The organism is Enterococcus sp. AMC1252 (genome assembly GCF_058216515.1).
Map to the genome: position 1 here is coordinate 1,996,107 of NZ_CM177097.1, position 22,978 is coordinate 2,019,084.

The window sequence follows — 22,978 nt, forward strand, 5'->3', positions numbered from 1 at the left end:
CCCTTTCTACTTAATTTAAATAAAGAATCCAATTCCGATCAATATAACGGAAGCTAAACTAATCCATTTAACATTGCCTTTTACAACATCTAAAATTGGAATTTGGAAACCAGAAGATAAAGCTTGCATTGTAATATTAACAAAACTCATTTGACTTCCTAAGCCTACTCCAACAGCAACTAACCCTAGCTCGATAGAAGAAAAACCTAAGGATACAGCTACAGGTAAAACAAGCGTTAAAACAGAACCAACATACGCACCAGCAGGCACACCAATTAAAATTCCTGTTAAAATTGCGACAGGAACCATGATTATTGCTGGTGCAGCACTAGCTATACCGGCTATAACAGCAAATGTACCTGTTTGAGCAATAATATTGATAAATGCTAGGAAAATACCCACTTGGAATAAACGCGTCAAAATATACGTAGAGCCATCTACCATTGCTTCCACTGACTGATTCAGTGTAAAATCTGAACAAATAAAAATTAATGCAAGTGTTAAAACCATATAAACTAATGGTGTCAATAATGGAAATCCGACAAGCTCATTCACTACGGGACCAAATATTACCGCAAAGAGTAAAAAGATCGCTGGTAATGTTAACTTAAATAAGGTTTTATTACTCATTGTTGCATATTCATCATCACTATTTTCTTTAAAGCCGATATTGCGTCGTTTAGTACCCCAAAAGGCTAAAACAATAGCTAAAGCACAAAAAAGCAACCAAATCGGACGCATATCTGAGACATATTTCGCAACACTAAAATCCCCTAATTTAGAAACAATACTAGATTCTAATGACGCTGGTGATGTCGTGAACGAAACAGCTGCAGCAAGTGACATTGCTGCGATCAACTCCGGAACTGCACCAACTGCTACAAACGCCAGCGGAGCAATAACCATTGCACTTCCACCGCCAATTCCAGACATATACGTTGCTGCTGCTAGCAAAATAACAATAAAAGCAGAGACATATTCAACTTTGCCTTTTGTCCCACGCTTTGCGAGTGTTAATGCTGCTGAATAGCCACCCGACTTAAACACAGCCATTGCAACTGCAGAGTTGATGATTGGTACTGTAATACCGAGCATCATCGGGATTGTTTCTAATAATTGTTTGTTTGCTTGTTCTAATCCAATTCCACCTATGATCATCGCTAAAATGCCTCCGACAAATCCAGCGATAATCATATCGACTTTCATAAACAACAGAACTAAAACTAAAATCAACGGAATAATCACTATTATAGCTTTTATTCCGGTGGGAGCAGTAATTGCATCGATTTCTTGTGCAAAAGCGGGTACAAAAGAAAACAGAAACAAGATCGAAAGCAAAAGCCCGCTCAAAAATTTTTTAGGTATTTTCATAATTATTCCTCCAACTATGATTAATTAAAACATATTCATTTTTTGGGTAAGCAATAATTGCTAACTTACAATTGGTTCACTATTGTTTGTAACCTTGGAACGTCTCCAAAAAGGATACTTTATTCAGGTTATGTATTACAAAAATCTTTCTTTTAAACTTATACTAGAGTAGCGAACTTATTTGTTCTAAATTAAAACAGGAAATAAATAACTGAATTATTTAAAAACAATGCCCAAATACCAGCAATCATTTCTAGCGCTACGCTAACACTTCACTCTCTACTACCTCCCTCCTCTTTCTTAATAATACTTTTAATTTCCTAAAAAGGGAACAAGAAAGCATTAATAAATTATCTAAGCAACAAAAAAAGTTAACGCTTGCATTTCTTTTTTTGAACGTATTTGTTAAAAAAAAACTAAAACAAAACTAAATTTCAGTCTTGTTTTAGTTTCATTCGATTAATATTTTTCTTCTTCAAGTAAGTCAGTTAGATCATATGGTGTATTTTGATAAACTGCATAATTTAACCAATTAGAAAATAACAGTGATGCAGCCATATGCCACCGTAATTGTGGCATCTCATTTGCATTATCATTGGGAAAATAGTTTTGAGGAAGTTTTGGATCGATTCCTTTTGATTTATCGCGTTCAAACTCTTGTTTTAAAGTTTCACGATCATATTCTAGGTGTCCCATAGCGTAAAACGCTCGATTGTTTTTATTTCCAACTAAAAAAAGCCCCGCTTCTTTTGATTCAATCAAAACTTCTAATTCTTCAGTCTGGTCTATATCTTCTTTCCTTACTCCTGTATAACGTGAATGCGGAGCAAAAAATATATCGTCAAATCCTTTTAAAATACTCCACATCGGTGTCAATACGACATGAGCGTAAATACCAGTTAGCTTTTGATTTAGTAAGTATTTATCTATTTTATAATGATGATATAGTCCTGCCTGCGCCCCCCAACAAATATGAAATGTTGAGAACACGTGTGACTTACTCCAGTTGAAAATTTCCTGAAGTTCATCCCAATAATCAACTTCTTCAAAAGGCAATTGTTCAATTGGTGCTCCAGTGATTATCAATCCATCATAAAATTTTTCTTTGACTTTTTTAAAATTATGGTAAAAACGTTGTAAATGATCACTAGATGTATTTTTTGCCTCATGACTACTCATATAAAGGAATTCAACATTAATCTGTAAAGGTGTATTACTTAATAATCTTAGAAGTTGAACCTCTGTCTCGTCTTTCTTAGGCATTAAATTTAAAATTAATATTTCTAAAGGGCGAATATCTTGGTGCATGGCACGGTCTTCATCCATTACAAAAATATTCTCTTTCTCTAATACTTTAATTGCTGGTAATTTTTTTGGAACGCGAATCGGCATACCTGTATCCTCCCTTTCTATTTGTCTAATTTCATTTTACGATAAAAAGAGAGAGAAAGAAAGTTTCTTTCTAAGAAAACAATAAGTAAAATTCTAATATTCATTTTTATCCTAAAAAAACATGAGACAGGATATCACCCCGCCTCATGTTTTTCCTTATAGAAAGTAAACTTGTTGACTCTTTACATTACTCTTCTTTATTTTTTCGTTTGAATGTGAAGAATGCAAATACACCGAGTAGTAAAGCTCCTACTACTCCCCAATTACTGACAATTTCTCCGTTATTAGGAAGATTTTTTTGTGCCCCACTTAAGTTTTTCAAGCCAGAATTTCCGTTATTACCTAAGTTTCCGCCATTACCAGTTCCGTTGCCGTTTCCATCGCCCGGATCGGCTGGAAGTTTAAAGTTAGCTGGTTCACTTTGATTACCATCACTATCTTTGGCAATTGCTGAAACTAGTTCTTTTGGTTCAGCGAAACCAATTGGGATCTCAATAACGAAGGAACCTGTTTCGCTTGCAGTACCACTGCCTAAAACATTTCCAGCAGTATTATAAAGTTCCACTGTGTTGCCAGGTGTTGCAATTCCTTTGATCGTATAACCAGTCATTGAGTTACCAGTTACACTGTCAATTATTGGGGTTGCCACTAACACATCTGGGTCAGCCGGTGTGTTAAACGGTGTTGCTGTACTAACGTCACCAACATTATTTTCAGCTGTGGCTGTCAAAGCTTCGTTTTCAGTTGCTGAACCTGTTGGTAAAGCAATAGCAAAGTCGCCGTCTAATGCAAGCGGTGTTCCGCCAAGAGAGAAGTCTCCGTTTAAGTTGGCTATTGCAGAACCTATAACTCTTCCAGCAGCATTGCGAATCTTCACTTTATTACCAGCAGTTGCTTTACCGATTACGATATAGCCAGATTTTGATGTTCCTGTAACACTACTGATCGTTGGTGCTGCAATGTTTGATGATGGATCCGCTGGGATTGTAAATAGTGTTGGTAAACTAGTGTTAAGCGCATCATCAATTGCGACTGCGTTTAATTGTTGTAATGGGTCTACATCCTGAGAACCCAATTCAATTGAGAAGTTACCACTGCCGTCTACATCTCCAACTCCGACTTCAGTACCAGAAAGAGTTCTAAGCGATACAGAGTCGCCTGCTGTGGCCGTTCCTGTTACTGTATAGCCTGTTGTTGAATTACCTGTCACACTTGTGATGATCGGCGCTGCTACAAATTCTGGATCTGCTGGTGTAGTAAACGATGTTGCTGGACTTTGATTACCAGCACCGTCAGAATCTATTGCTCTCAATTGCTCTAGTTGACTAGCTGAACCAGATGGGAGTACCACTGAGTAATTACCGCTACCATCTACTTGAGCTGATCCAATTACTGTTCCATTCAATTTTTTGATTGAAACTGTATCGCCAGCAACCGCAGTACCGACTACTGTATAACCTGTTGCCGAAGTTCCTGTCACTCCGGTCACGACTGGTGCCGGAATTACAACTGGATCTGCTGGTGTAGTAAATGTTGTTCCAGGACTTGTATTACCATCTGCATCTTTGGCAGTTGCAGTTAATTGTTCACTTGGCGCTGCTGAGCCTGCTGGGATCGTAACGGTGTAATTACCACTACCATCTGCTACGCCTGTTCCAATCACTGTTCCACCTGTATTTTTAATTTCTACTGTACTTCCTGCTGGTGCTGTACCTGTTACTGTATAGCCTGTTGTTGAATTCCCTGTCACGCTATCTACCGTTGGGGCTGTGACCACTACTGGATCTGCCGGTGTTGTGAATGGCGTTGCTGGACTTTGATTGTTATCGCCATCTACAGCTATAGCAGAAAGTTGTTGAAGTGGCGATGCTGAACCTACTGGAATTGTAACAGTGTAATTACCACTACCATCTGCAATGGCACTTCCAATAATTGTTCCACCTGTATTTTTCACGTCAACTCTATTCCCTGCTGTTGCAGTTCCCGTTACTGTATAACCTGTTGTTGAGGTACCTGTTACAGTATCAACTGTTGGAGCACTAACTACCACTGGATCTGCTGGTGTTGTGAATGGCGTTGCTGGACTTTGGTTGCCATCTGCATCCTTAGCTACCGCAGATAATTGTTGATTTGGTGTTGCTGCTCCAGCTGGAATCACAACTGTATAATTACCACTTGGATCCGCAATTGCTGTTCCAACCACTGTTCCACCTGTGTTTTTAACTTCAACTGTGTTGCCTGCTGTTGCAGTTCCCGTTACTGTATAACCCGTTGCCCCTGTTCCTGTTACATTATCAACTGTTGGCGCATTAACTACCACTGGATCTGCTGGTGTTGTGAATGGCGTTGCTGGACTTTGGTTGCCATCTGCATCCTTAGCAACTGCTGATAATTGTTGGTTTGGTGTTGCTTGACCAACTGGAATCACAACTGAGAAGTTGCCACTTGGATCAACAACAGCTGTTCCAATCACTGTTCCACCTGTATTTTTGATTTCCACTGTATTACCCGCAGTTGCTGTTCCTGTCACAGTATAACCTGTTGCTCCTGTTCCTGTTACATTATCAACTGACGGTGCATTAACTACCACTGGATCTGCTGGTGTTGTGAATGTTGTTCCAGGACTTGTGTTGCCATCTGCATCTTTGGCGGTTGCAGTTAATTGTTCACTTGGTGATGCTGATCCTACTGGGATCGTAACGGTGTAATTACCACTACCATCTGCTACACCTGTTCCAATCACTGTTCCACCCGTGTTTTTAATTTCTACTGTACTTCCTGCTGGTGCTGTACCTGTTACTGTATAGCCTGTTGTTGAATTCCCTGTCACGCTGTCCACCGTTGGGGCTTGAACCACCACTGGATCTGCCGGTGTTGTAAACGGTGTTGCCGGACTTTGATTGCCGTCTGCGTCTTTAGCTACCGCTGATAATTGTTGATTCGGCGTTGCTTGACCAACTGGAATCACAACTGAGAAGTTGCCACTTGGATCGACTATTGCTGTTCCAATAATTGTTCCACCTGTATTTTTAATTTCGACTGTATTGCCTGCTGTAGCCGTACCCGTTACTGTATAACCAGTCGCTGAAGTACCAGTGACATTATTTACTGTTGGAGCTGTGACCACCACTGGATCTGCCGGTGTTGTAAATGGTGTTGCCGGACTTTGGTTACCGTCTGCATCTTTAGCTACCGCTGATAATTGTTGATTTGGTGTTGCTAAGCCAACTGGAATCGTAACTGTATAATTCCCACTTGGATCTGCAATCGCTGTTCCGATTACTGTTCCACCTGTGTTTTTAACTTCAACTGTATTTCCAGCAGTTGCTGTACCCGTTACTGTATAACCAGTTGCCCCAGTTCCTGTTACATTGTCCACCGTTGGGGCTTGAACCACGATTGGGTCAGCTGGTGTAGTGAATGTTGTTCCAGGACTTGTATTACCATCTGCATCTTTGGCAGTTGCAGTTAATTGTTCACTTGGCGCTGCTGAGCCTGCTGGGATCGTAACGGTGTAATTACCACTACCATCTGCTACGCCTGTTCCAATCACTGTTCCACCTGTGTTTTTAATTTCTACTGTACTTCCTGCTGGTGCTGTACCTGTTACTGTATAGCCTGTTGTTGAATTCCCTGTCACGCTATCTACCGTTGGGGCTTGAACCACCACTGGATCTGCCGGTGTTGTGAATGGCGTTGCTGGACTTTGGTTGCCATCTGCATCCTTAGCGACTGCTGATAATTGTTGGTTTGGTGTTGCTTGACCAACTGGAATTGTAACCGTATAGTTACCGCTTGGATCTGCAATCGTTGTTCCAATCACTGTTCCACCTGTATTTTTAATTTCTACTGTATTACCAGCTGTTGCGGTTCCTGTTACAGTATAACCTGTCGCTGAAGTACCAGTGACATTATTTACTGTTGGAGCTGTGACCACCACTGGATCTGCCGGTGTTGTAAATGGTGTTGCCGGACTTTGGTTACCGTCTGCGTCTTTAGCTACCGCTGATAATTGTTGGTTTGGTGTTGCTTGACCAACTGGAATCGTAACTGTATAGTTGCCGCTTGGATCCGCAATCGCTGTTCCAATCACTGTTCCACCTGTGTTTTTAATTTCCACTGTATTACCAGCTGTTGCGGTTCCTGTCACAGTGTAACCTGTTGCCCCTGTTCCTGTTACGCTATCAACCGTTGGTGCATTAACCACCACTGGATCTGCTGGCGTTGTAAATGATGTTGCTGGACTTTGGTTGCCATCTGGATCCTTAGCTACCGCTGATAATTGTTGGTTTGGTGTTGCTTGACCAACTGGAATCGTAACCGTATAGTTACCGCTTGGATCTGCAATCGTTGTTCCAATCACTGTTCCACCTGTGTTTTTAATTTCCACTGTATTACCAGCTGTTGCGGTTCCTGTCACAGTGTAACCTGTTGCCCCTGTTCCTGTTACGCTATCAACCGTTGGTGCATTAACCACCACTGGATCTGCCGGTGTTGTAAATGGTGTTGCCGGACTTTGATTACCATCTGCGTCTTTGGCTATTGCTGATAGTTGTTCACTTGGTGTTGCTTGACCAACTGGAATCGTAACCGAGTAGTTACCGCTTGGATCAACAACAGCCGTTCCGACTACTGTTCCGCCCGTATTTTTGATGTCAATTGTATTTCCTGCGGTTGCTGTACCTGTTACTGTATAGCCTGTTGTTGAAGTACCCGTTACAGTATCAACTGTTGGAGCACTAACTACCACTGGATCTGCTGGTGTTATAAATGGAGTAGGGGTACTTTCATTTATTCCAATTTTGGCTACTGCAGTCAATGACTCACTAGCAGTCGTCAATCCTTGTGGAATCACAATAGTAAAGTTTCCACTTCCATCAGCAATACCACTTCCAATTGTGGTTCCTCCGGCATTACGAATATCCACTGTGACACCTGCTGTAGCAGTTCCAGTTACAGTGTGTCCAGTTGCTGAAGTACCGGTTGTAGCAGTTACTACTGGCGGTGCTACGACGATTGGATCTGCCGGTGTAATAAATGATGTCGGTGTACTTTCATCTGATCCAGATTTTGCAATAGCATTTAAAGTTTCGCTTGCTGTTGCTTGACCTTGAGGAATAGTAATACTGAAGTTTCCACTTCCATCCACAGTACCCGTTCCGATTGTGGTTCCACCTGTATTACGGATATCCACCGTATTTCCTGCGGTCGCTGTACCTGTAACCGTGTAACCTGTTGCTGAGGTACCAGTTGTAGCAGTTACTACTGGCGGTGCTACAGTTACTGTATCTGCTGGTGTAGTGAACGAAGTAGGGCTACTATCATTCGTACCATCAGAAGCAGTTGCTGTCAACGGTTCATTCTGTGTTGCAGCTCCTTGTGGAATAGTAATTGAGAAGTTTCCATCTGTTGCTGGCCCTGATGCAATTGTTGTGCCACCTGCATTTTTAATTGTTACAGTATTTCCTGCGGTTGCTGTACCCGTAACCGTGTAACCTGTTGCTGATGTTCCAGTTGTACTTGTTACGACTGGTGGTGCGACTACTACTGCGGTTCCAGCGTAAAAAATATCGGATACACCATTTGCGGTATTAATCAAACTAACATCAATAGTATCTGCTTTTATAACGGTTCCAACAAATCTAGCATCCAAGTTTTGCGCTAAACTTGTTGGGCTAACAACAGTTGTTGGGATACTGATTGTTGTGGATCCTAATACTGATGCGTCGGCCAACTGATTAACCCCAGCTCCTCCAAGACCTACTAGAGGTAAAGCTACATTAATTGCTGTGTCCACAGTCCCTTTGACTGGAAGTAATGCAGCGTTAATAGCTGCTGCAACTATATTACTACCAATTCCACTTCCAGTTGCGTTTAAAGCATCAACTGCCACTTTTAAATCTTGTAAAAGGGTTGAGACATTCTGCGCTAAAACTAAACCTAGTCCATCATCGATATCGGCCTGAATATATTTGCCATCCGGGGAAAGAACTGCAGTAGAACTGAATTGAGCGCTACCGAAATTTTCAAGATTATTTAAAGCATCAATCTTTTGATTCACTTCGGTTAAATTCAATGTAACACCAGTTAAACTACCTAAAGACCCCCCCACAATATCAGTTAGCAAATTAGATAGAGTGTTAACTGCATTCAATGTTCCAGTCAAAAATGTTAGGTCTCCAACTGTTAGAGTTATATTTGTATCGATTTGTGCTGCTCCGTTTGTAGAAACACGTCCATTTAATTCATTTGGAATAGACAAAACTGCCTGTTTTGTACCGCTCGTGATAACAGACCCACCAACTAGCTCACTTCCAGAAATTGTAAAATTGACATTTTTTGTAGTGCCATCTGCAGCGAAACGATTTGCAGTGGTTGTACCGCTATCGTTTGAACTAGTTATATTAGATAGAATTTCAGCATCTAATATAGCAGCGGATGCAGTGATTCCTCCTGGCAAATAGAACGTCAGGGGAACAGTCAATGGTGCAATTACTAGACTACTTGTTAACACTAATGATAATGCACGATATTTATTTTGTTTTTTCGATTTATTCGTGCTTCTCTTTTTTTGCTTATCATCTTTCATGATTATCCTCCTCTTGCAATCAAACTGATACCACATAACGAACAACTAGAAGCTTGCTAAACTAAATAGACACTCTCCTTTCATAAAACGTGAGCAACATAAAAATTATTTAAGCTTCTACCTATGGATTTTATAACCTTTATAATATTTTTGGAAATGATATGAATCGAAAAAGCTTATTATTTTTTCAAAAAAATTAAAATAATGTATCGAATATTCGGGATAATAAAAATAAAAACCATACATACCAACGTTTAGATCGCATTTAATTACTAATTTGTTTTTAATTAAAACGATACATTAAATAAACTAATTATTATTTAATTAATATGGAAAAACGCAAAATAACTAAGTAAGCGCTGTCATTTATTCAAGAAATTTTAGTCTCTTAAAACAAGCTTTTAAAGAAATAAAAAACAAAGCGCTTCAAACAATTTGTTTTTTTATTATTGATTTATTTCACCTATACTTTTTACAAAAAACTAGAGCTGAATAAAAATTCAGCTCTAGTTTTTTTATTTTTTAGCAATATCCTTTAATGCAGCTTGTGCTAGCAAATTCAAGTAATTCCACGGGCGATCAAAATGCGGTTGGAAGAAGAAATCTGATAAAGCAAGATCTTCAACTGTCATTTCATTTTGAACAGCTAATGACAGAGTATTGGCCGATTGAGTAATATCGTATTTAGACATTAGTTGACCGCCTACAATACGGTTCGTTCCTTTTTCATAAACCAATTCCATCATAACATTTTCAGTTGTCGGCATGAACTCTGGACGATAATTATCTTCAAATTGTGTCGCATCAACATCTAAATTGTTCATTTTTGCACTTTCTAAAGTAACACCTGTTGATCCAATTTTCCAACCAAATAAATAAAGCCCAGAGGTCCCTTGAGTTCCACGATAAGCCAGCTTTTGATCGGTTAAGTTATATCCAACCAGCATTCCTTGACGAACAGCATTTGTTGCTAATGGAATATAGTTTGTCGTATTACTTGGATTATAGTGTACAACTGCACTATCACCTGCAGCCAGAATATCAGGGTTACTTGATCTCATAAATTTATCTACAACGATAGCACCATTTGGCAACATATCTACCTTATCTTTAAGCAATGTTGTGTTAGGGCTGAAACCTACACACATGATTACCATGTCCGCTTCGAATTCTTGGCTAGGTGTAATTACTTTATTCACATGTCCACTTGCATCAGCTTTGAATTCTTGCACATTCTCGCCTAGCGCTAATGTTACGCCGCGATTCACAAGTTCTTTTTCTAATACATCTGTGAAAGGTTTGTCCAAATATTTGTTTAAAATACGATCTAATCCATCGATCAGCGTAACTTCTTTCCCAGATTCTACAAAGGCTTCAACTAACTCGATACCGATATATCCGCCACCTACAACGACAACTTTTTTTGCCTCTTTTGCACGTTCAATAATCACATTAGCTTGATTAAAGTTTTTACATAATAAAATATTTTCAGCTTCAATTCCTTTAATTGGTGGAATGATTGGCCATGAACCTGTTGTCATAACTAATTTATCATATGAAATAGTTTCTTCAATACCAGTGTGTAAATCTTTTGCTGTGACTGTTTTATGATTAACATCGATTGTTTCGACTTCATGTTCCATTTTAACTGTAGCACCAAGAGACGCTAGTTCTTCAGGACTTGAATAGAATAAACTGTCAGCCTCCTTTACTACTCCTCCAACATATAGAGCGATACCGCATGATAGAAACGATACATTATCATTTCGTTCATAAACGATTACCTCCGCATTTGGGTGATTTGTTAAAATACTTTTGACTGCAGCTGTTCCTGCATGCGTACATCCTACGACTACGACTTTCATTTTGTAAATCCCTTCTTTCAAGTTAAATTTTTCACCAATAAACTCATTAGAAAGCTATTGGTATACTAAAAATATAACAAAACAAGAAAGCATATTCGAGTTCTTTGCTTGTGAATCACTAACTTATTTTTTCACAAACTTTCCTTTTTCTAACCTTTTTTTCATTAGATTAGACATTTTATTAACACTAATTGCTGTTATTACAATAAAAAAAGCTGAGAAACGTTAATTTCTCAGCTTGTGAAAGTAAATTGCTATTTATTTACTGATGCTATAATTTCTATTTCAACCAGAACATCTTTAGGTAAGCGGGCTACTTCTATAGCAGAACGAGCAGGTAGTTTATTCGTAAACGCTTTTGCATAAACTTCATTGAACGCTATAAAATCATTCATATCCTTTAAAAAACATGTCGTTTTAACAACGTGATCAAAGTCACTACCTACTTCAGTTAAAATAGCTGCAATATTCTTCATCACTTGTTCTGTCTGCTCCTCTATGGTAGCACCGACTACTTCCCCAGTTTCAGGGCTTAATGGTACTTGACCAGAAGCAAACAATAACCCGTTCACGATATTGCCTTGTACATAAGGACCGATCGCTTTAGGTGCTTTATCTGTATGGATTGACTTCATTCCCTCACTCATTTCATTCTTTTTTTATTTTTTGACAATCTGGACATAAACCATATAGTTCTAATCTATGTTCATTGATCTCAAAACCAGTTAATTTACTTGCTGCCATTTCTACATCTTCCAAACCAGGATAGTGAAAATCTACGATTTTACCACAATTCTGGCAAATGGCATGATAATGTTTTTTAGAGCTGAAATCAAAACGGCTTGAGGCATCGCCATAATTCATTTCTTGAACAAAACCAATGTCAGTAAATAATCGTAAATTATTATAAACAGTTGCAACACTCATATTCGGAAAACGATCTTCTAACGAACGATAAATTTCATCTGCTGTTGGATGGTTATGATTCTCAATTAGATATTCTAAAATTGCATATCTTTGAGGAGTAATACGAATATTGGCTTCTTTTAATTCTTCAAGCGCATTCTTTACCAATACGTTATCCATTTGGTTCCCCTCCCAGTCTTCTTTCTTAAATGATACTATTTCTAATCTAACTTGACAAGAATAATTGCATAAATAGTGCTGGAAATATCAGGTTTATTCCTAATTTTTGTAATTCCTTAAACTATTACATACTTTTTGATATGTTAGGCATATAAAAAAGGAAGTCGCAAATTACGCTTCCTTCTTGAAATGAATTATTCAGAAAAATTATACAATGCTGTAGAAAGATAGCGTTCGCCATTATCCGGAATAACAGTTAGTACTTTTTTTCCAGGGCCTAATTCTTTAGCCACTTGAATTGCGGCATTTACCGCAGCACCCGCAGATATTCCAATCAACAACCCTTCTTTAGCAGCTAACTGCCTAGCGGTTTTTATTGCTTCTTCACTTGGCACAGCAATTATTCTCCCATATATTTCTGTGTCTAAAACTTTAGGAATAAAACCTGCGCCGATCCCTTGGATTTTATGAGGTCCAGCGGTCCCACCTTCTAAGACAGGTGATTCTGTTGGTTCAACAGCAACGATTGCAATTTTAGGATATACTCGTTTTAATTCTTTTCCGACACCAGTTATGGTTCCACCAGTACCGACTCCTGCAATAAAAGCATCCAATCCAGCTGGACCAAAAACATCTTGAATTTCTTTTCCGGTTGTTTTTTCATGCGTTTCAGGATTAGCAGGGTTATCAAATTGCATCGGCATAAAGTAGCCATCTTTTTCTGACAACTCAGAAGCCTTAGCGATTGCCCCTTTCATTCCATCAGCTCCTGGTGTAAGCAATAATTCAGCACCGTAAGCTTGCATCAATTTTCTACGTTCGATGCTCATTGTATCTGGCATAACAATTAGAACTTTGTAACCTTTTGCAGCACCGACCATTGCTAAACCAATACCTGTATTTCCACTAGTTGGTTCCACGATTGTATCACCAGCTTTAAGTTGTCCGTTTTTTTCAGCTTTCTCGATCATACTTAACGCAATTCGATCTTTTACACTCCCACCTGGATTAAAGAATTCCAGTTTCACAAAAATGTCAGCGGCTCCATCCGGGACAATATGTCCTAATTTTACAATAGGCGTCTTCCCTATTAATTCGGTAACAGAATTAAAAATTTGCGTCATGATCCATTCCTCCATTTTGTTATTCGTATAAGTAAAATCTTTCTTGTGTTTATAATAGCTTATATCACCTTATCTGGCTATCATTTCGCTACTATTGCCTAACTGAAATACACTCTTTAAACAAATTTAACAAAAATGGTGTATAGTAAAGAAGACTTTAAAAATAGCAAATGGGAGTTTATTCACTTATGAAAATTAAAAATATTAGCCCTCGCGGTTATTGTTATGGTGTTGTTGATGCAATGGTAATTGCTAGAAATGCATCTCTCGATGAAAACCTACCGCGTCCAATCTATATTTTAGGAATGATCGTTCATAATAAACATGTAACTGACGCTTTTGAAAGTATTGGGATCCATACGTTAGATGGAGATAACCGTGAAGAGATCCTCTCGCAAGTTGCTCAAGGAACGGTTATTTTTACGGCACACGGCACTTCACCCAAAGTAAAAAAGCTAGCGATTGAGAAAGGCTTGACCGTTATAGATGCAACTTGTCCTGACGTTACGATTACACATGAATTAATCGCTGAAAAGGTTGCAGAAGGTTATGAAATCATTTATATCGGAAAAAAAAATCATCCCGAACCTGAAGGAGCATTAGGTATTTCTCCAGACCACGTTCATTTAGTTGCGAATTTAGCTGACATTACTCATTTAAAGCTAAATTCTGATAAAATTTTTGTCACCAATCAAACAACTATGAGCCAGTGGGATGTTAGTGATTTGATGGATTCAATACAGGACAAATATCCCCATGTACTTATCCATAAAGATATTTGCAAAGCTACCCAAGTTCGTCAAGAAGCGGTCGTTGAACAAGCTAAGGGATGTGATTTGACGATTGTTGTTGGTGACCCGAAAAGTAATAACAGTAATCGTTTAGCTCAAGTTTCTATTGAACAAGCTGGAGTTCCGGCTCATCGAATCTCTGATGTTTCACAAATCAATCCTAATTGGTTGGCTAATACTGAACAAATAGCTGTCACAGCTGGTGCTTCTACCCCAACTCAAATTGTTCGTGAAGTTCTTGACTATTTAACTCAGTTTGACATCGAGGATCCAAAAACACATATTATGAATTCAACGACGAGCCCTGAAGATATTTTACCTAGACCAAGAATAAAAGACTTAACTAAAAATCGCCAGCGCCGTTTAGAAGAATTAAGATTAGGTAAACGATAAAAAATAAAGCTATCCATGAATTATCTACTAGATGACAATTCATGGATAGCTTTATTTTATGCGATTTGTAGTACTTGTCCTACAGTAATTAATTCTGCTGTGATACCATTTGATGCCATAAGCTGATCCACAGACATACCGAATCTCTCTGCAATCCCCCATAAAGTATCGCCAGAAGCTACAGTATACGATTGTCCAGTAGTAGTTGTGCTACTTTGACCGATTGTTGACTGATCGGCTACTGAATGATCATATGTGACAGAGGCTCCAGTACTCCCAGTATCGTAAGCTGTTAAGCCATACGCGGAAATCAACCAGTTCAATTTACTTGCATAATTAGGATCAGTTGCATACCGTCCAGCCAATGCCGCTGTAGCGTCCATATAACTAGATGTATTACTTTTCCATACTCCTGAGTAATGGTAATTACCACTCGAGGCTAAGGTTGTTCTTAGGACATTAGCATGGTCTTGAAATGATTCAGTATATGAAGGATAACTCCTAAATGGTTCTGTTACAGTTACCCATTCGCCGTTTAAATATTCTGAAGTAGGCATATAGACTGTTTGTCCACCATAACTTCCCTTCACACCAAATAAATTATAGTTTGGTGCTGCTGCTAAACCTGAAGTACCATAACTGCTTTCTAACAATGCTTGAGCAATCATAACAGATGCGTATAAGTCATTCGCATCTGCCACTGAAGCAGCGGAATATCCAATAGAATCAATAAATGCTTGTTGTGAAACCTCACCTTGTGTTTCAGCTTCAGTAGCTTGAACACCTAATGGTAATAAATTAGCTGCAATCGGAAGAAATACCAATGAAGTACCTACCACAGATGCAACACGTATATGATTTTTTTTATGATCTTTTTGCTGGTGTCTACTACTTCTTGTTTTCATCTCGTTCATCTATTTGTTCCTCCTCAATTAGAACATCGTACCATTATTCTACTCGGGGTTTTTCTTATAAACAATTATTTACTCTTAAAATTTGAAGTTTTAAAGTGAGCGTAACTCAGTTGAAATTTTTGTTTTATTGATTGCTCCTTTATTTGTTTTATACAGTTTACTTAGTGTATATTATTCAACCATTTTTTTTAAACAAACACCTTCTCTATGCAATTATTAAGTTTTTTTAAATATATATATAAACATTGCAATACATTTCTTTTCTATTGTATTTATTACATAATTGTTACAAAGAATATTAAATAGAGTGAACAAAATGAAATATTATCACTATGGATGAGAATACATACATTATTAGTTGGTTTAATAGTTTTACCTACTAAAATTTTCTGTATAAGCTAAAACAAAAAAACTGAAGATTCTACTGAGAGTTTTCGTGAAAAAAAAGCGAGCAAGGTCTTACTTTGACTAGTTCAAGATCCCACAATTAATTACCGAACAAGAGAAAATAAAGGCTTCAATTGCTATTTTAAATTTGCTTATCACTGTGTCAATCCTTTTTCTATATATAAGATTCTTAATTTAAAAATAAAAAAACAGAAATTCACAAAATGTGAACTTCTGTTTTTTTATTTTTTATAAGCTATTATATTTTGACACCACATTATCAACTGTAAACCCAAATTCTTTCAAGACTAAATCGCCAGGAGCTGAAGCTCCAAAGTGATCAATTGTTACAGTTGTCCCCGCAGTTCCAACATATCGCTCCCAGCCAAATGGTGAAGCTGCTTCGATTGCAACTCGTTTAGTCACATCTTTAGGTAAAACAGACTCTTTGTATTCAGCTGTTTGTTTTTCAAACAAATCAAAGCTTGGCATTGAAACAACCGAAACATCTTTCCCTTGTTCAGCTAATGCTTTTTGTGTTTCGATTGCTAAATTCACTTCTGAGCCAGTTGCAATTAAGATTCCTTGTGCTTTTTCACCTTTTTGTTTAGAAATTACATAAGCACCTTTTTGAACAAACTCACCTGCATTCTCTTTTGTACCTTCAATAACTGGTAAGTTTTGACGACTTAGAACTAACACTGTTGGAGCATTTTTTGTTGTCATAGCAATCTTCCATGCTGCAACAGTCTCGTTGCCATCGGCTGGACGAATTACTTGAACACCTGGCATACAACGAATACTTGCTAATTGTTCAACAGGCTCATGAGTAGGTCCGTCCTCACCTACAGCTACAGAATCATGTGTTAGCACATATGTTACCGGTGTATTTTGAATCGCTGCCAAACGGACTGCAGGACGTAAGTAGTCAGTAAAAACAAAGAATGTTCCGCCATAAATACGACTTCCTCCATGCAATTGGATTCCGTTCATTGCTGCGGCCATTGCAAACTCGCGAACACCAAACCAGATATTTCGACCTTCATATTGCCCAGGTTCAAAATCTTTTTCCGCTGCAACCATTGTATTATTTGAAGCAGATAAATCAGCAGAACCACCCCAGAAACCTGGTACAGCTTTAGAAATTGCTTGAATCGTTTCTTTACTTGTTACTCGACTAGCTGCACTTGAACCTACTTCATAGGTTGGTAATTCACTATCCCAATTTTCAGGAAGTTCATCAGCAAAAGATTGTTTAAATTGTTTTGCTAATTTAGGATGTTCTTTTGTATAGTTTCCAAACATTTCATTCCATTTTTCTTCAGCTTTTCCGCCTTCTTCTACCATTGTTTCTTTAAAGCGGGCAGCGACTTCATCTGGAACAGTGAAATCAGGATATTCCCAGCCATAAACAGCTTTAGCAGCAGTGATTCCATCTGCTCCAATCGGTGCCCCGTGTACAGAAGATGTTCCTTCTTTTGGTGCGCCGTAACCAATAACTGTCTTAACTTCGATTAATGTTGGTTTGTCTGATTCAGCTTTTGCGGCTTCGATAGCCTTAGAAATTTCTTCTAAATCATTACCGTCTTTGACTAAGATGTGTTGCCAACCATATGCTTCATAACGAGCACCAACATTTTCTGTAAATGCTTTTGATGTTGGTCCATCTAAAGAGATGTCATTTGAATCATATAACACGATCAGTTTACCTAATTTCATGTGTCCGGCCATTGAACTAGCTTCTTGAGAAACACCTTCCATCAAATCACCATCACCACATAGTGCATACGTATAGTGATCGATTACAGGAAAACTGTCACGATTATAAATCGCTGCAGTGTGTGCTTCTGCCATTGCCATACCAACAGCCATTGCGATTCCTTGACCTAAAGGACCAGTAGTTGCTTCAACACCGTCTGTATGATGTACTTCTGGATGCCCAGGTGTTTTGCTGTCCCATTGACGAAAACTTTTCAAATCGTCCATTGTTACACCGTATCCTGCTAAGTGAAGTAAACTATACAACATTGCAGAACCATGACCAGCAGAAAGAATGAAGCGATCTCTATCGACCCAATTTCTTGATGTTTTCGGGTTTACCTTCAAATGCTTTGTCCAAAGTGCATAAGCCATAGGTGCAGCACCCATTGGTAACCCAGGGTGTCCTGAATTTGCTTTTTGTACTGCTTCGATACTTAGTGTACGAATTGTATTGACGCCTAACTGATCAGTGTTGTCGAACAAAAAAATCATCTCCTATTTAGGTTTTTTTTACCTTTATTAACTATATTTTATCGTATTTTGGTTATGAAAGCAATTACTTTTAGTAAAAAAAACTAAAATTATTTTCTATTATGCAATCCTTTAGCTTTTTGAATCTCTTTAAGTTTCTTAGGTGTTACATCATTTCCTTTAGGATCAACCACTTTCATCCCTTCGATATGATGACGCATACCTCCCCGAAAAGCAGCCAAATATTCTTGACGAAGTACCTTTTGTTCTGCTTGTTCTTTCTCAGTCAATCCATCCTCTTTCGCCTTGTTGGCAAGTTCATTGATTCGGTTCATTTTATCAGATGATAACATTAGTTATACCTCCTTATTTTAAAAGCTAAATAGGGCTCACTCAGTTCTGAAAGAAAAATAGGTTTGTAATACTTTTTCACAAGTGTATTTCCCCTTTTTTGAAATCCTATCACTACTTGAATTTTCACCTCTTAGGAAATGGTAAAATCGAAGTAGATCATTACTTTAGCTTGTATAAATGGACAAGTTTACTTTCCATGTCTATCTTATAAGATGCACAAAGAAAATACAACTATATTCTTAATAAAAAAAAGAAAGAATATCCCTTATCTATGCAAAACTCTAGATAGTCACACTTATTTTTTACCAAAAATTATCCTAACGAGACTTTTTCAAAAAAACACGAACGCTTGTTTGATTCCTCTATGAAACTATGGTACACTAAAAATATAAATTGAAAGAAGGTGCGGGTTTTGGTGAAACGTACAGACACAAGACAAATAGAAGTATTAAAATATATATATGAGCAAGTCGAGCTTAAAGGCTATCCCCCGACCGTGAGAGAAATTGGCAAGGCTGTAGATCTTTCTTCAACCTCAACCGTTCACGGACACTTAGCGCGTTTAGAGAAAAAAGGGCTGATTTTACGTGATCCTACCAAACCAAGAGCGATTGAATTGACAGCAGACGGTTTAGATCGGATTGGTGTAAAACCAACAGTTATTCCTATGCTTGGAGTTGTTACAGCAGGGGAACCTATCTTAGCTGTAGAAGAAGCATCTGATTTTTTCCCTCTTCCACCTGATTTAAAAGCAGAGGAAAATGCTTTGTTTATGCTGACTATCAGAGGTGAAAGTATGATCAACGCTGGCATATTGGATGGCGATCAAGTGATTGTCCGTAAACAAAACGCTGCATCTAATGGTGATATCGTTATTGCTATGACTGATGAAGATGAAGCTACTTGCAAGCGATTTTTTAAAGAAACTGATCATATTCGTTTGCAACCAGAGAACGACGCCTTAGATCCCATTATTTTAAGTAATGTAAGTATTTTGGGGAAAGTTGTTGGCTTATATCGCAATCATATTTAGATAATAAAAAAACATACTTAGTAGTATGTTTTTTTTATTATCTCTTCGACTAAAAAAACGTCAACTTTTTAATCCGTAGCTACTTTACGCTGATACGTTTCAAACTGATAATCATATCTATTTTTTTCGTCCTTCGTTCCTTCGCTTAAATTAATCAATGTCCAATCTTCCCAAGTAACAGATGGAAACTTCGTATCGCCATCAAATACTTGATGAATAACCGTGCGATATAGTACATCACAATAAGGTAAAAAGTCTTCATATACTGCTGAACCACCTGCAATAAATGTAATTCCAATGAAAGTTTTAGCATAATCAAGCACTTCGTCTACAGTATGAAATACGATGACCCCGTTTGCACGGTATTCTTTATCTCTTGTTAGAACAATCGTTTGACGATTTGGCAAGGGACGTCCCCCCATTCCTTCAAAGGTCCTTCTCCCCATAACAATCGTATTGTCTTCAGTCATTTGTTTAAAAAATTTCAGATCATTTGGTAAATGCCAAGGTAACTGATTTTCTTTACCGATCGTCCCTTCTTCATCTTGTGCCCATATGGCTGCTAGCATAGGGAAACTCCTTTCAAATTAAACGGCAATTGGCGCCTTAATTGCAGGATGTGGATCATATCCTTCTATCACAATATCTTCCATGTCAAAATCAAAAACAGATTGTTTTCCTTGATTCAGTTTTAATGTAGGAAAAGATCGAATCTCTCGAGTAAGCTGTTCATTCATTTGATCAACATGGTTAGTGTATAAATGAGCATCTCCTAACGTATGGACGAAATCACCTACTTCTAAACCCGTTTCATGAGCAATTAAATGCGTCAATAACGCATAGCTAGCAATATTGAATGGAACACCGAGAAAAACATCACCACTACGTTGATACAATTGGCAACTTAGTTTCCCATCATTCACATAGAATTGAAACATTGTATGACACGGCGGTAAAGCCATTGACGGAACATCTTCAGGGTTCCAAGCGGATACGATTAGACGTCTGGAATCCGGTGTTTTCTTTATCATTTCAATAACATTTTTTAGTTGATCGATGAAACTACCATTTTTGGTCTCCCAATGACGCCATTGAGCTCCGTAAATATTACCTAGTTCACCATATTTCTCAGCAAATATATCATTTGATAAAATTTTATCACAAAAATCCTTGTGCTCTTTTTCGTAACTTTTCTTAAATTCTTCATCAACAAGAATTCGACGTCCGAAATCAGCCATATCCGGACCGTGGTAGTCATCACTTTTGATATAGCGTTCAAAAGCCCATTCATCCCAAATATGATTGTTATGTTGTAAGAGGTAGCGAATGTTCGTATCCCCATTTAAAAACCATAAAAGTTCGCTTTTTATTAAACCGAATGGAACTCGCTTAGTTGTTAACAAAGGAAACCCTTTAGACAAATCAAAACGCATTTGGTGACCAAAAATACTTCTTGTACCCGTTCCAGTGCGATCTTCTTTTAAGTGACCTTCCTCTAAAATCGTACGGCCTAATGCTAAATATGCTTCTTCCATAGTTACTGCCTCCTAATTTTCTGCAAACTCACTCAAATATTCCCAGCGCTCCATCTTATCTTCAAGCTCTTGTTCTACAGTTGACAAGTTTGATTGAAGCTCCTGCAATGTTGTGAAGTCATCCCCTTGATGATTCATCTCTTCTGTAAGTTGAGCTGAACGTTCTTCAAGTTGTGCTATGTCGTTTTCTATTGTTTCCCACTCTTTTTGTTCCATATAAGTCAATTTAGTTTTTTCTTTTTTTTCCATTTCTTTAAATGGTTTTGTTTCAACCTTAACTAACTTTTTGGATTGTTCTTTGCTTGTAGTAAGATATTCGCTCATTGAACCAAAATAGGTGGTAATTTGACCGTTTCCTTGAAAAACAAGTAACTTGTCCATTGTCTTATCAAGAAAATAACGGTCATGAGAAACTGCAATTACAGCGCCTTTAAACGTTTGAATATAGTCTTCTAATATTGTTAAAGTATCAATATCTAAATCATTTGTCGGTTCGTCCAATAATAACACATTCGGCTGGCTAATCAAAAGTTTTAATAAGTACAACCGACGTTTTTCACCGCCTGAAAGTTTACCGATAATCGTACCGTGCATAAATCGCGGAAACAGAAATCGCTCTAGTAATTCAGCAACACCGATGTTTGTCCCATCTGTTCTTTGTACTTGCTCCGCCGCATCTTGTAAGTAAGAAATCATACGTTGGTTTGGATCCATTGCTTCATTTTGCTGTGTATAATATGCAAGATTGACCGTTTCTCCAATTGAGTATACTCCACTATCCAAAGACAAACGTCCAGCAAGAATATTTAATAACGTAGATTTTCCAGCACCATTTTTCCCCGTAATTCCAATGCGATCTTTCGCTTGTATCAGAAGATCAAACTCGTTTAGGATTGTTTTATGTTCGATTTGATAGCTTCCATCCTTGACTTCTAAAACTTTTTTACCTAACCGTTGTGTTGCTACATCGATTTCCAACTGTCCTTTTTGATTGACTTGATGGAGGTTTTCTTTAAGATCGTGGAAGCGATCTTGTCGCGCTTGTTGCTTTGTTCCACGTGCTTTCACCCCAGCTCGCATCCACTCTAGTTCTTGTTTATAAAGTTGTTTTCTTTTTTCTTCTTGTTCGACACCAACACGCTCACGTTCCGCTTTAGCAATAATATAAGCTTCATAATTTCCTTTGTATTCATATAATTTGCCAAAAGATAATTCAAAAATCCGATTTGTTACTCGATCTAAAAAGTAACGATCATGAGTTACCATTAAAATAGCACCACGATATCCATTTAAAAAGCTCTCTAGCCAACTGATTGCTTCATAATCTAAATGGTTTGTTGGTTCATCCAGTAATAATAAATCAGGTGATTCAATCAATACTTGAGCTAGGCTGACACGTTTCTTTTGTCCGCCAGATAACTCGCCAATTTTTTTATGTAGCGTCTCTATACCTAATTTTTGTAAAATAATTTTTGCATCAGTATCAGCTGTCCAAGCATCTTCTTTATTCATTCGTTCTTCCGCTTGTGCATATTGTTTTTGAGCCGCTTCACTCAGACCATCCTCAGCTAAAGAAAGCAAGGCCAATTCGTAGTTTTTTACAGCTTGAATAATAGGAGTCTCTCCTTGAAAAACAGCTTCCACCACAGTTAAATTAGGATCAAATTCTTGATCTTGAGAAAGATAACCGATTTGATAGTCATTCGCTTGTTGAATCGCTTCAATATCACCGTCACCGCTGTCCTTACCTGCTAAAATATTCAACAAGCTAGTTTTCCCAGTTCCGTTTGTACCAATCAAACCAATTCGGTCTTTATCATGGATATGGAAAGAAATTTGGTCAAATAACGTTTTCTCTCCATATGTTTTGGTTAATTCATTTACTTTTAACTCATTCATATGCTCACGCCCT

15 protein-coding genes are annotated in these 22,978 nt (G+C 37.9%); 2 read left to right on the forward strand and 13 right to left on the reverse strand.

What is annotated here, in order from left to right; translation table 11 throughout:
- Positions 1–15 precede the first annotated feature (15 nt).
- From AC4BB5_RS09395 to cysK, 7 genes are all read right to left on the reverse strand, one after another.
- Positions 16–1,371 carry a citrate transporter gene (locus AC4BB5_RS09395; RefSeq protein WP_490455897.1) on the reverse strand — a complete coding sequence of 452 codons (1,356 nt, stop codon included), beginning with the start codon at positions 1,369–1,371 and terminating at the stop codon, positions 16–18.
- Between the two features lie 459 nt (positions 1,372–1,830).
- Positions 1,831–2,763, reverse strand: coding sequence for a homoserine O-acetyltransferase MetA (gene metA, locus AC4BB5_RS09400; protein ID WP_490455898.1), 933 nt, complete (start codon positions 2,761–2,763; stop codon positions 1,831–1,833).
- 187 nt (positions 2,764–2,950) lie between these two features.
- The gene (locus AC4BB5_RS09405) at positions 2,951–9,352 is read right to left on the reverse strand and encodes an Ig-like domain-containing protein (RefSeq protein WP_490455899.1); all 6,402 of its coding nucleotides are present in this window, start codon (positions 9,350–9,352) and stop codon (positions 2,951–2,953) included.
- 515 nt (positions 9,353–9,867) lie between these two features.
- Entirely contained in the window at positions 9,868–11,217 is a 1,350-nt protein-coding gene (locus AC4BB5_RS09410; protein WP_490455900.1) for an NADH oxidase, read from the reverse strand.
- 254 nt (positions 11,218–11,471) lie between these two features.
- Positions 11,472–11,852, reverse strand: coding sequence for a RidA family protein (locus AC4BB5_RS09415; protein ID WP_490455901.1), 381 nt, complete (start codon positions 11,850–11,852; stop codon positions 11,472–11,474).
- A 13-nt stretch (positions 11,853–11,865) separates the two neighbouring features.
- Positions 11,866–12,303 (reverse strand): peroxide-responsive transcriptional repressor PerR, encoded by a 438-nt coding sequence (perR, locus tag AC4BB5_RS09420; RefSeq protein WP_490455902.1) that lies wholly within the window; start codon positions 12,301–12,303, stop codon positions 11,866–11,868.
- Positions 12,304–12,497: 194 nt separating this feature from the next.
- Positions 12,498–13,427 carry a cysteine synthase A gene (gene cysK / locus AC4BB5_RS09425; RefSeq protein WP_490455903.1) on the reverse strand — a complete coding sequence of 310 codons (930 nt, stop codon included), beginning with the start codon at positions 13,425–13,427 and terminating at the stop codon, positions 12,498–12,500.
- A 188-nt stretch (positions 13,428–13,615) separates the two neighbouring features.
- On the opposite strand from cysK, the gene AC4BB5_RS09430 reads away from it, so the two are divergent.
- Entirely contained in the window at positions 13,616–14,611 is a 996-nt protein-coding gene (locus AC4BB5_RS09430; protein WP_490455904.1) for a 4-hydroxy-3-methylbut-2-enyl diphosphate reductase, read from the forward strand.
- Positions 14,612–14,667: 56 nt separating this feature from the next.
- Here the strand turns inward: AC4BB5_RS09430 and AC4BB5_RS09435 are convergent, their stop codons facing one another.
- The 3 genes from AC4BB5_RS09435 to AC4BB5_RS09445 form a co-directional block, all read right to left on the reverse strand.
- Positions 14,668–15,525, reverse strand: coding sequence for a glucosaminidase domain-containing protein (locus AC4BB5_RS09435; RefSeq protein WP_490455905.1), 858 nt, complete (start codon positions 15,523–15,525; stop codon positions 14,668–14,670).
- A gap of 636 nt (positions 15,526–16,161) precedes the next feature.
- Positions 16,162–18,156, reverse strand: a complete 1,995-nt coding sequence (gene tkt, locus AC4BB5_RS09440) for a transketolase (RefSeq protein ID WP_490455906.1) — start codon at positions 18,154–18,156, stop codon at positions 16,162–16,164.
- A 98-nt stretch (positions 18,157–18,254) separates the two neighbouring features.
- Positions 18,255–18,497 (reverse strand): DUF896 family protein, encoded by a 243-nt coding sequence (locus tag AC4BB5_RS09445; protein ID WP_490455907.1) that lies wholly within the window; start codon positions 18,495–18,497, stop codon positions 18,255–18,257.
- A 413-nt stretch (positions 18,498–18,910) separates the two neighbouring features.
- Between AC4BB5_RS09445 and lexA the strand changes: the two genes are divergently transcribed.
- Positions 18,911–19,531 (forward strand): transcriptional repressor LexA, encoded by a 621-nt coding sequence (gene lexA, locus AC4BB5_RS09450; protein WP_490455908.1) that lies wholly within the window; start codon positions 18,911–18,913, stop codon positions 19,529–19,531.
- Between the two features lie 68 nt (positions 19,532–19,599).
- Here the strand turns inward: lexA and AC4BB5_RS09455 are convergent, their stop codons facing one another.
- From AC4BB5_RS09455 to AC4BB5_RS09465, 3 genes are read right to left on the reverse strand one after another with little or no spacing between them, the layout of a single operon-like run.
- Positions 19,600–20,100, reverse strand: a complete 501-nt coding sequence (locus AC4BB5_RS09455) for a dihydrofolate reductase (RefSeq protein WP_490455909.1) — start codon at positions 20,098–20,100, stop codon at positions 19,600–19,602.
- Between the two features lie 18 nt (positions 20,101–20,118).
- Positions 20,119–21,066: a thymidylate synthase gene (locus AC4BB5_RS09460; RefSeq protein ID WP_490455910.1), complete on the reverse strand. Its 948-nt coding sequence runs from the start codon at positions 21,064–21,066 to the stop codon at positions 20,119–20,121.
- Positions 21,067–21,078: 12 nt separating this feature from the next.
- Positions 21,079–22,965 (reverse strand): ABC-F family ATP-binding cassette domain-containing protein, encoded by a 1,887-nt coding sequence (locus AC4BB5_RS09465; RefSeq protein ID WP_490455911.1) that lies wholly within the window; start codon positions 22,963–22,965, stop codon positions 21,079–21,081.
- Positions 22,966–22,978: the final 13 nt, after the last annotated feature.

What these genes read in the sequence shown, in the direction of transcription:
- AC4BB5_RS09395 (WP_490455897.1), bottom strand. Translation starts at nt 1,371, where the DNA reads ATGAAAATACCTAAAAAATTTTTGAGCGGGCTTTTGCTTTCGATCTTG.
- metA (WP_490455898.1), bottom strand. Translation starts at nt 2,763, where the DNA reads ATGCCGATTCGCGTTCCAAAAAAATTACCAGCAATTAAAGTATTAGAG.
- AC4BB5_RS09405 (WP_490455899.1), bottom strand. Translation starts at nt 9,352, where the DNA reads ATGAAAGATGATAAGCAAAAAAAGAGAAGCACGAATAAATCGAAAAAA.
- AC4BB5_RS09410 (WP_490455900.1), bottom strand. Translation starts at nt 11,217, where the DNA reads ATGAAAGTCGTAGTCGTAGGATGTACGCATGCAGGAACAGCTGCAGTC.
- AC4BB5_RS09415 (WP_490455901.1), bottom strand. Translation starts at nt 11,852, where the DNA reads ATGAAGTCAATCCATACAGATAAAGCACCTAAAGCGATCGGTCCTTAT.
- perR (WP_490455902.1), bottom strand. Translation starts at nt 12,303, where the DNA reads ATGGATAACGTATTGGTAAAGAATGCGCTTGAAGAATTAAAAGAAGCC.
- cysK (WP_490455903.1), bottom strand. Translation starts at nt 13,427, where the DNA reads ATGACGCAAATTTTTAATTCTGTTACCGAATTAATAGGGAAGACGCCT.
- AC4BB5_RS09430 (WP_490455904.1), top strand. Translation starts at nt 13,616, where the DNA reads ATGAAAATTAAAAATATTAGCCCTCGCGGTTATTGTTATGGTGTTGTT.
- AC4BB5_RS09435 (WP_490455905.1), bottom strand. Translation starts at nt 15,525, where the DNA reads ATGAACGAGATGAAAACAAGAAGTAGTAGACACCAGCAAAAAGATCAT.
- AC4BB5_RS09445 (WP_490455907.1), bottom strand. Translation starts at nt 18,497, where the DNA reads ATGTTATCATCTGATAAAATGAACCGAATCAATGAACTTGCCAACAAG.
- AC4BB5_RS09455 (WP_490455909.1), bottom strand. Translation starts at nt 20,100, where the DNA reads ATGCTAGCAGCCATATGGGCACAAGATGAAGAAGGGACGATCGGTAAA.
- AC4BB5_RS09460 (WP_490455910.1), bottom strand. Translation starts at nt 21,066, where the DNA reads ATGGAAGAAGCATATTTAGCATTAGGCCGTACGATTTTAGAGGAAGGT.
- AC4BB5_RS09465 (WP_490455911.1), bottom strand. Translation starts at nt 22,965, where the DNA reads ATGAATGAGTTAAAAGTAAATGAATTAACCAAAACATATGGAGAGAAA.